At 34.1% G+C, this 9,572-nt stretch carries 8 protein-coding genes; 6 read left to right on the forward strand and 2 right to left on the reverse strand.

The features are described from left to right. Window positions 1–485, reverse strand: a 485-nt coding sequence (locus tag B4A24_RS02475) for a formylglycine-generating enzyme family protein (protein WP_293942290.1), incomplete at its 3' end; no start/stop codon positions are given. 549 nt (window positions 486–1,034) lie between these two features. On the opposite strand from B4A24_RS02475, the gene B4A24_RS02480 reads away from it, so the two are divergent. The 5 genes from B4A24_RS02480 to B4A24_RS23825 all read left to right on the forward strand — a co-directional run bounded on the left by B4A24_RS02480 (window position 1,035) and on the right by B4A24_RS23825 (window position 6,438). Then, window positions 1,035–1,202 carry a hypothetical protein gene (locus B4A24_RS02480; protein WP_293942291.1) on the forward strand — a complete coding sequence of 56 codons (168 nt, stop codon included), beginning with the start codon at window positions 1,035–1,037 and terminating at the stop codon, window positions 1,200–1,202. A gap of 551 nt (window positions 1,203–1,753) precedes the next feature. Continuing rightward, entirely contained in the window at window positions 1,754–3,283 is a 1,530-nt protein-coding gene (locus B4A24_RS02485; RefSeq protein ID WP_293942292.1) for a hypothetical protein, read from the forward strand. A 723-nt stretch (window positions 3,284–4,006) separates the two neighbouring features. Continuing rightward, window positions 4,007–4,414 (forward strand): DUF4345 domain-containing protein, encoded by a 408-nt coding sequence (locus B4A24_RS02490; protein ID WP_293942293.1) that lies wholly within the window; start codon window positions 4,007–4,009, stop codon window positions 4,412–4,414. 1,124 nt (window positions 4,415–5,538) lie between these two features. Next, window positions 5,539–5,889 carry a DUF3024 domain-containing protein gene (locus B4A24_RS02495; protein WP_293942294.1) on the forward strand — a complete coding sequence of 117 codons (351 nt, stop codon included), beginning with the start codon at window positions 5,539–5,541 and terminating at the stop codon, window positions 5,887–5,889. A 258-nt stretch (window positions 5,890–6,147) separates the two neighbouring features. Continuing rightward, entirely contained in the window at window positions 6,148–6,438 is a 291-nt protein-coding gene (locus B4A24_RS23825) for a DUF6088 family protein (protein WP_414713218.1), read from the forward strand. 548 nt (window positions 6,439–6,986) lie between these two features. Here B4A24_RS23825 and B4A24_RS02500 read toward each other — a convergent pair. Beyond that, entirely contained in the window at window positions 6,987–7,859 is an 873-nt protein-coding gene (locus B4A24_RS02500) for a phosphate/phosphite/phosphonate ABC transporter substrate-binding protein (RefSeq protein WP_293942295.1), read from the reverse strand. 404 nt (window positions 7,860–8,263) lie between these two features. Between B4A24_RS02500 and B4A24_RS02505 the strand changes: the two genes are divergently transcribed. After that, window positions 8,264–9,562, forward strand: a complete 1,299-nt coding sequence (locus tag B4A24_RS02505) for a hypothetical protein (RefSeq protein ID WP_293942296.1) — start codon at window positions 8,264–8,266, stop codon at window positions 9,560–9,562. The last annotated feature ends 10 nt before the right edge of the window (window positions 9,563–9,572 follow it).

Raw genomic sequence — 9,572 nt, forward strand, 5'->3', positions numbered from 1 at the left:
CAAGCATTCGGCTCTTTTTTTCCTACACGATGGGTTGTATCCCCTGAATTATTCTTATACCAAGCAATCGAGTCTAATTCCCCATATCTAATAGCTGATGTGCCTGCTTTACAAGCATACTCCCATTCTGCCTCGGTTGGTAATCGATAGCCGTTAGCAGCTGGATCGAAATCCACATCTTCTTGATTTTGACATAAAACATAACAAGGTGTTAATTTCAATTTTATAGATAAGGAATTACAAAAGATCACCGCTTCCTTCCAGCTAACTGTTTCAACAGGTCGTTGGCCACCATGATGAGTACTGGGTGTTTGTCCTGTAATCTGAAAATATAAATCTTGAGTTACAGCATATTTTGAAAGTAAAAACGCATCAATATTCACCGTCCATTTTTCTTTCTTTCGATCATCTCGTAACCCTATCTTACCTTTTGGGATCTCTACCAGAAGGTTATTTATAATAGTCTCGAATTTAGTCTCGTTCATGGGCATCATCATATTTTCTTCAGTGAATTTTCGTACTTAACCCTAATCATTTCTAGGATGATCATGCTAAAGATAACAAACATATCAAAAGTGTTCACAAACCTATACATGCTTGCCTAAAACTCTGTATTATTGATCTTGCAATCGGTGTTAGATTTGTACTGCGGTTTTACACTGATAAACCATTAAGGCTAAATCTTCGTATTATTATTTCTCTAAAATAGCTTTATAAAATACCCTAACTTTGAAATATTAGAACTATTAATTAATTAGTATAATAGTGTGTTAGATTAACTTCCTATCAGTGGAATAAACAGCGATTATCCAAAATTTACTTATCCTAAGTTTAAATAATATTACTAAAGAATCATTTGATAATTACTAAAGAAAACTAACCATAAATGCCTTTCATGAAGCATAAATGTTAAATATGCTGAACCGACTGTNNCTCTGACATTATTAAGCTTATTTCTAACAAAAAAATATTCAACAACACTCTAAAGATTCCTATGTGTACAATTTTGATGTCACATTTAATCCTGCTTGTTTATGGAAAATTCAGAAACTAAACAATCATTTATGCTTGATTCGAGTTCAGAGATTTTCAAGCCCCTGATGATTTCTCTTGAACCTTTTTTATTGGGATTATTAATTGATTACAAAAACTATATTCTTATTGTTTTAAATGGCAATTTAAGAATTGCTAGAAATTATTAATAAATGAAAAACAATCATACTGTTTAAAGGAGGATCCGAGCTCTGATTTGAGTGGAGAATAATTCGATCGAAGAGGAATAGGATTTTTCAAAGGTATTTAGATGGTTGTAAAATTAACTTTTGGATGAAATATTATTAACTGTCCAAGCCCTCACAATACTTTTCCGGAGAAAAATTGTCGACATGGAAGCCGCCATTTATTTCAATGTGCCTTTAAAACTATAAAAAAAATGTTTGATTTCTGATGGTCCTATTATATGGAAAGCACTGAAGTATTGGTATGTATTCTCCTCAAAACATATAAGTTAACTTGGGAATTTCAATCCAATAAATTTAAGATGGAAATTAACGGACAGCCGGTTAAGGAGAGGATTAATGATTTCTTGAAGAATAAAATTTAACTACATTATTAATAAATTATCTACGGATTTATTAATAATGGTTTTACCTTTTCTCTATTATTACGCTCTTTATCGATTTATATGGAGGTTGGTAGAAAAAAAGTATTCAGACTGCAACTACGTATTACATTTGTCGAAATTTAATTAGTTATGATTAAAATTAATGCTGTTTATAATAGACATGCAACTCAAAATCATGCAAACAGAAAAGCTTCATACATTTCATACGAATATACTTCGATTTCTACTCAAATGGGAAAAGGAAAACAAAGGATTATAAAGGCGATTATCTTCGTGATTATGTTATCATTAGCAGACAAAAATAGTTTGGCCCAACCACAAGATACAATCCATGCATATCCCTTGCAGTTGGATTTACCACTATTGGATTATCCGTACTTAAAAGAATCTAGTAGAACAAGGCAGTTTTTTAATAGTTTTTCTATGGAACAGTCCCTGGCTATTACCCATGACCTTCATAGAGTAAATTATTATTTAAACAACCGTCTTTGGCATAAGATCATCCCACCAGATACTAAGCGAGGCAAGGTTTTTAATCGTATTGCTTCAAATGCAACTTCGGGATTATTAGATTATGTTTTTACTTATTATGGAGTTGTTTTTTCTGTCCAATGGTTACATGAGGAGTATCATCGTAATGGATTAACTATCAGGGGTATTCCATCTTATAACGAAACATACAATATTTTTAATGGGGGGGATGCCAATGGTTCTGTCAGTAAAGTTAGGGACGAAGATTTGATTCGATTAAAAAGGGAATCACCACAAGAATTAATTAGGAGTTTTTCGGCAGGGATAGAGAGTGAGTTATTGCTTTTAAGAGGTTTGCAAAAAGATAATTTCTATAGAGGATCTCAATATGCGAATATCTTATTGAATGTATTAATAACTAAACATACTATTGACTATGTCAATCAGTTTAAAAGAGACGATTATAATGCGAGCATTGATAGCATGAATACACACGGTCAAGCAATTCATGAGAGAGATTTTGTGGGTTGGGATTTTACACCGTGGGTCTATGATCTACACCGACCAAAGGAACCTTATGAAGAAAGAGGACTTCACCCAAGTGGGTTGGGGATTGATCGAGCTATTAAAACCACATCCCTTAGTCCTCAGGAGTATAGATATCTAAAAAAAATGGGCAATATGCAATATTTAAATTTCATTTCTCCTTTTATGGTAGGAATTAACCGTATAAATATAAATAAACACATGGATTTCAACTTTGCTATAAGGCATTATCTTAACTCTTTTGGATATGATTTAACAACCGATTTTTTTATTAATTTCAGGGGCAAGAGCTATTTGCTTGCTTTACATGGATATAGTAATAAAAATTTGTTCCTGCCTGGCGTTGAAGCGGAGTTGCCAGCATTTGAAATAAAAAAGAAAGCAAATAATAATTATTGGACATTGCACCCTAGTGCGATGTTATGGATCCAACCTGATAATTTTTATTCAACTGCAGGCGATCTTGGTGGATTGATTAGATTTCGTACCTCCTATTCTTTGAATAATACATGGAAAGTTTACGTTTTATGGGAAACAAAAACGAAAGGTTGGGTCGCGGGACAACCTTACTTGGAATCTTATTTTGGAATAAAAGGAGGAGTTTATGCTCAGTTTGGTAACTTTATTAATAAACAAAACTAAACCAATCGAAACATTAGCTGGTATCGATATATTATTCAATCCCAATTAAATGATTATTTTAATCTATATGAGGTAATTAATTACCCTCCTTGATGTAAAATCAATGATATTGGGGGTGAAAAAAATAATTGATTTTTTTTCGATCACATCCCTTAATATGGTGGACGTTTATGAATATACAATGTATCCTTATAAAATAATTGGTATCTATTTATTTTCTATTCTTTCCAGGTACTGAAGAGATTAAGTAATATTTGTTATCAGATCTTTAGGTCCAATTATATTCTATGGAAGGTATAAATTGAGTACTGCTATAAACTGAACTCTTCTCCTGTCGTTTACCGTTTGAACTAGGATTATATTAGGTAAAGCACCGCTATGATCTTTGCTGAGAAACTGCCTTTCTTTTGAATTAAAACTTAAATATTTTTCTATGGCAAACTCTAAAGATTCATTTTAAAAGGGATTAAAAAGTAATCTTTGAAATTATTTTAAGGAACTTTTACAGCAGAATGACCCTTTTAGAAATAAAGTTCATCCCTAAAAAGATTAGTTTGTCTACTTAATATATTCTTCGGTCGAAAAAAAATATTTCTGTTCCCTTTATTTAAGAATTTTGATTCTGTTTGAAGGTAATTAGTTATGAGATGTTCATTGTTGAAGATCAATTGGACATTTGACATGCTTTCTCTTTCTATTTAACAATGAAAAATTTAATAAATAATGAAAACAATAAAATTTCTTGGGTACCTTATTGTGTGCTTATCCTTATTGAGTTTAATGTATGTATCTTGCTTAGCTTGGATTGATCCTAGTGCGGTTATGCAACTTGTAGGAGTAGAACTCAATAACAACGATGCATTAAGTTCCATTCGTGGTGTTTATGGTGGAGTAGGCTTTACGTTAATTGCTGTTATTATTTTTTTTACGTTAAAAAACTTGAGACATAGCTTACTTTTACTAGCTGGATTCTGGATAATGTATGTCTTATCTCGATTGATTACAATAGGAGTCGATGGAAGGCTTGGAGATTTTGGTACCAAATGGCTTACAATAGAATTGTTGTTTTTTGGAATTTCATTAGTACTTTATCTTCTTCTTTCCAAAAATCTAAAAATTATTAAGGCATAATTTATATAATTGGCAAGTGATTACGATATAAGCACGGATCTATGAATACTATGCTTTTGGAAGGAGTTTTGTGAAAATGGACCTATCCACAACTTTGTTATGAGAACCATCTCCAATGATTATGCAGAATTGAACTCAGTTAATAGTTCCCTTATTAACATGTGTAGTTTCGGAAATCTAAAGCTCACTAAAGCTAAATTAGAGCGTTTGTCAGAATATTTGCGAGACTGAAACAGCGCCTCTTGCTGGTGTCAGACTATCCACAGTTTATGCCTGTAAAACAAGAGGCGCTATGCCTAAAATGGATTGAATTTTCCTTATATGCCGGCTTGATGAGTTTATCGAATCTGGCTAACAGAAAGTGGTTTACTGAAGGAGTCATCAAATTAAAAATGGGTTCATATTTAAAGAGATAGGGGTTTAGGAGAGTTAAACATTCCTAGCGGCTTATAGATATTTGGCCAGTTCAAAATTTGTCGATTTGTCCATTAAGTTTTAAAAAATCTAAGAAGAATTACAATCTCTTAAAGCAGTACGCTCATCAATAAGTTATCGAAGCATTGTTGTTTAAGATTACTATTTTTATCTAACCAAAACGATAGTTTGCGGTATTTCTTTCAATAATTTACGATCAAGATAAATAGATATTTTTTCATGTCGATTTTTATGGCAGAAAATCATGACTTCTTCTTTGAAGAGGACGATTCTGATGAAATATCCTTTATAAACCCGGATAGATTCGTTTATATGAATGATTATTTTGGGAAAATATATGGTATCATATATTGAGGATCACATATTACTCAGTAGTTCAACATTTGGGCTTTTAACGGTATTGGCGGAACAAGATCAAAAAGTAATGGGCTTTGATTTCTGGTGATACTGATATTTTGATTATACATGGTCCTTCTTTGGGTATTTGAATGAAACAAGTTTTGTTAATCTGACAGGAAGTGAAGAATTGTTTTGGCATATTTGTTTTTTCAAGCCCAAGTTTTTTATTTTAGACAAATACACGAAGATTTTGGTAATTTCACGTAGGAAGAAACAACATTTATTTATTCAAGTGTGCTGGCTGATTGGTGCAAGTTGAAAAATAAGGCGTTAGTTTTAGATTTTTAATGATGACAGATAAAAAAGAACATATTTCTATAGTTGAAGTTCAGTTAAAGAACTTTATAAATTCTAAGCGACCCAAAGCTGAAGAGGTGCGCAATCAATTGGATTTTGGTTATTCTTGGGATGAGCAAACGGCTTTATTGTTTGAAATTAGACCACAATGGAATGATCCAAAGAATATTTTAAATTTGCCATTTGCAAAGCTTCGCTTTGTGAAAACATCTAAAATTTGGAAACTCTATTGGATGCGAGGATCGGGCAAATGGGAGGCTTATGAACCGAAACCCGAGAGTACTAATCTGCAATTATTGTTGAATGAAATCAATGATGATGAATATGGATGTTTTTTCGGATAATAAACTCTATAAAAAACTTTTCCCTCGCTTTTTGTCATGTTTTTCTGTTTCAGTAATAGAAATTCTTAATACTTTACTTTTTATGAATGATCCAAACATCAATGTGTTATTATTAATTTAAACAAATGTGGGAATGCAAAGATAAGTTTGCTGATTTCTATTAAATTTCATTCAAAAAAATTAATCTCAAATATTATTTTTTCAGTAACAAATAGTCTTTTAAGTTATTAAAGAGTAGCGATTTTTTGCGACTGCAAATTGCTAAAAAATAATATTGTTAGCAAGTGTTTTAGATCGCCTCGTTGTGAGTTGTTGTTCGCTGATAACTTAAAGAGTTTTGGTACACCAAAAAATATTCGAGTGGTGCTTTTCTGTGCAGAGGATGATGCTCTTTTTGTAAGACTGGCTCATGGTAACTATATCAAACTAAATAAATATTCATTGCTGGGCACGCGATATCCTAATTATCGGAGAGGTCGCAAAAGTGAATCACCAAAACAGATAAAGCTCGAGTTGCTCCAGCAGGTGCGATGGCATAGTACTTACTAAGGCTCACGACACAAGTGTAACAAGAAGAGAAAATAGGAAATCGACCCAACAAATTTGATCGAACTGTTCCTGATAGCTTTGCTTTAAATGATGGCCTAATGCATCTTGTTGTACTGGTTTTTTTAAGGAGAAGGAGGAAACAAGAGATTATTAAAGGAATTTTTAGAGGCCGTCAAGAAAACGGTAAAAAACCTACTTGGAAAAGTGATGTAAAATCAAGCGGTCTATACCCCCGTATGTATTCAGAAACACATCAAAATACTTTATCAGCCTTGACCTATATGTATAAAAGTAAGAGATGGGCAAATGCTTCAAGTTGTTGATAATCAATATGTATGACTTTTTTGATCTTTTATTTGAAAACCAACTGCTTTAGTTCTCCTTAAGAAAGTTAGATGATAGGTTTTAGTTTTTTAATTTCTCGCCATCATTCAAGCAAGATAAGTCGAACCATTAAAATTAATTATTATTGAAGTCTTACAATAAGAAATATTTGATTTGGATGAATAAGTAGTATTAATTATCTATAATTCAAACATAATCTATTTTCATTCTTTGGATTGATCTTTGCCAATCTCTTGGGAATCTTTTGAGCTTCCAATTAATCCTTGATAGTAAGATAAATTTACTGGGACAAATCTTTGCGCGCCGATTGCTTCGATCCAACCTTCCCTAATCTTTGAAAAAACGATTGGATACTCGATATGGAGCGATGTCAACAACTGTTTCAGCATCTCTTGAAAATCTGCATCAAGGGATTTATTAAACAGTACGGGGCCTAGTGGGATCGGATCTGACATCTGGATAAGTCTTATTTTACTGTTATTACCATTTTTTTCTACATAATCAGTATATTCTGAACTTCCAAACGCGGCCATTCCAGCACGACAATCTATCACATGTTCTAGTGCTGACCTGTGAGAGCCTGTGTAATATACCTTACTAAAATGAGATTCAACTGTTTTAATTCCTTTTTTGCCCAAAACTGATCTTGGGATCAAATTTCCCGAGGTGGACTCTGGATTTACTAATGCAAGGCTAATTCCTTTATACATATTAATATCTGTTAAGGAAACAATCTTGGAACTAAGGGGAACAACAAATGCGGTCCTGTAATTCACAGAAGAATTTTCTGTCGAAAGAGTTAGGACTTCCATCATTTGGTGCTTATGGAGCCCATTATTCAGCAGTAAGTTTCCCATAGTGCTAATGAATGATATATCGACGCTATCTTGGGTAATAGCTACAATTAGATCATTTATATTTTTATAACTTATGAGCTGAACTTTCCTGCCAAATTTTGTTTCGATAAGGTCGGCCAAAGGACGTAGGTTTTCTATTCTTGAGTTTTCCCCATAGGGGTAAGTTGCTATTCTGACGGGTTCAGATATTTGATTGCCAGCCAATACTTTTAAAGTCATGAAAGAGATCAAAAGGTACAGAAAAATTATTTTGTATTTAGTCCCGATCTGTTTTGAATAAGAATTCATATTTCTAATTTTTGTTTTAAAGATCACTGAATTTTTGGCAGTTAAATCGTTGAATCGACAAACGGTCCGATTTGATAGATTAAACAATCTTTTGGACCAACGACTCGCTCTGGCAAGTTATTCGGAATTAATTGTGCAAAGAATTTCTTTTTCAGAAAATAGGGCACTTAAAATCACTTTTCTGACAATTTAGACTTTGGGGGAGCCTTTCCTAAATGCTCTGGGTTGGCTTTGTCTGGCTCTTATTGACTTTGTCCCCTTAATTGGTCCTTTGGTCGAAAGTGGGTTTTAAGAATGAGCTTTGAAAGTTATTATTGTGTAAAAATCATTATGCAATGAAGAATTTTTCCTTCCTACTTATTTTTCTTGTCCTTTCATGCGCGAAAGAAAAGGATCCTTCAAGGGAAGAACCTGTACCTATTGTTTCAGATCCCATAAAGCGGGAAAAAGGAACCGCTTTAGGAGAGGGCGTCACAAAGAACATTGGAGCAACAGGAGGATTTCTGGATCTAGGTGGACAGGTACATCTTGAGGTGCCACCCGGGGCTGTTGAGGAACCAACACAATTTAGTATACAACCCATTAGCAATACCCATGACGAACTTTCTGAAAAGCCTGCCTTTAGATTTTTACCTGAAGGTCATATTTTTAAGAAGCCTGTCAAGATAACCTTTAACCACGATCCTCTAGGTTTTGGCAATCCGATTTCCAGAATGATCGCTTTCCAAAATCATGATGGTGTATGGTGCGGGGTTTCCACAGTTCTTGATATTGAGACGAAACACGTTAGTACGTCTACAACTCATTTCAGTGATTGGGTATGGTTTGATCAGCTCACACTTCGAAAGGACAAAGAATCTGTGGGAAGCGGGGTAGAAGTTAAACTAAAACTGTTGGAGCAGATACTAGGGGCATTGAATGCGAACAACCACATCGACAGTGTTCCTCTTGCTGCATTGGAGGATATCGGTAGATCAAAGGATATTCTGGTGAAGAACTGGAAAATTATTTCAGGTGCCGGGATGCTCTCCCCTAAGATCAATTCCAGTATGGTCCTGGGAGATGCGATATATTATGCGCCCCATAATATAGTCAAAACTGAAGATGTCGAAATCCAGGTGGAAGTAGAAAGTAAAAATGGATATATCAGGGATCCAAAAGCACCTAATGGCAAACGGAAATTCGGGAAATTAATTTTATTGACCAAGATCCGTCTGGAGAAGGAAACGTATTTCTATCTAAATATTGGAGGTAAGCGACTAGATCTTTCTGTAGGGTTGAGCGGCGCGATCATGGGCAGACAGATTTCCGTGGGTTCCCAAGACGAAAAAGGAAATCATCAGGTGACCTTGTCCTGTATGGGGACTCAGGCAGGAAGTTATCCGGGGGGAAATGCAGCCGGCCAATCATTTCTTGGAGTTTCTATTTTGGAAGGTGGAACACCAAAGATGTTTACCAATATGTACTTGGAATGTGGCAACGGGGAATATAAGTCTGGCGGGAACACTCGAATAACCAGCACGAAAGGCTTTATTATTGGCACCTATACCGGTCCAGTATATTATAGCAACAAGGGGTGTGGATTCTCTGAAAGAAGGGATGTTGTGATCGATTTCAAAATAAAATCCATCTGATAATGAGGTA

The organism is Sphingobacterium sp. UBA7249 (assembly GCF_002472835.1).
Taxonomy (GTDB): domain Bacteria; phylum Bacteroidota; class Bacteroidia; order Sphingobacteriales; family Sphingobacteriaceae; genus Sphingobacterium; species Sphingobacterium prati.

Coding starts and splice junctions, on each gene's coding strand:
- B4A24_RS02480 (WP_293942291.1), top strand. CDS start 1,035: ATGGAAAATTCAGAAACTAAACAATCATTTATGCTTGATTCGAGTTCA.
- B4A24_RS02485 (WP_293942292.1), top strand. CDS start 1,754: ATGATTAAAATTAATGCTGTTTATAATAGACATGCAACTCAAAATCAT.
- B4A24_RS02490 (WP_293942293.1), top strand. CDS start 4,007: ATGAAAACAATAAAATTTCTTGGGTACCTTATTGTGTGCTTATCCTTA.
- B4A24_RS02495 (WP_293942294.1), top strand. CDS start 5,539: ATGACAGATAAAAAAGAACATATTTCTATAGTTGAAGTTCAGTTAAAG.
- B4A24_RS02500 (WP_293942295.1), bottom strand. CDS start 7,859: ATGACTTTAAAAGTATTGGCTGGCAATCAAATATCTGAACCCGTCAGA.
- B4A24_RS02505 (WP_293942296.1), top strand. CDS start 8,264: ATGAAGAATTTTTCCTTCCTACTTATTTTTCTTGTCCTTTCATGCGCG.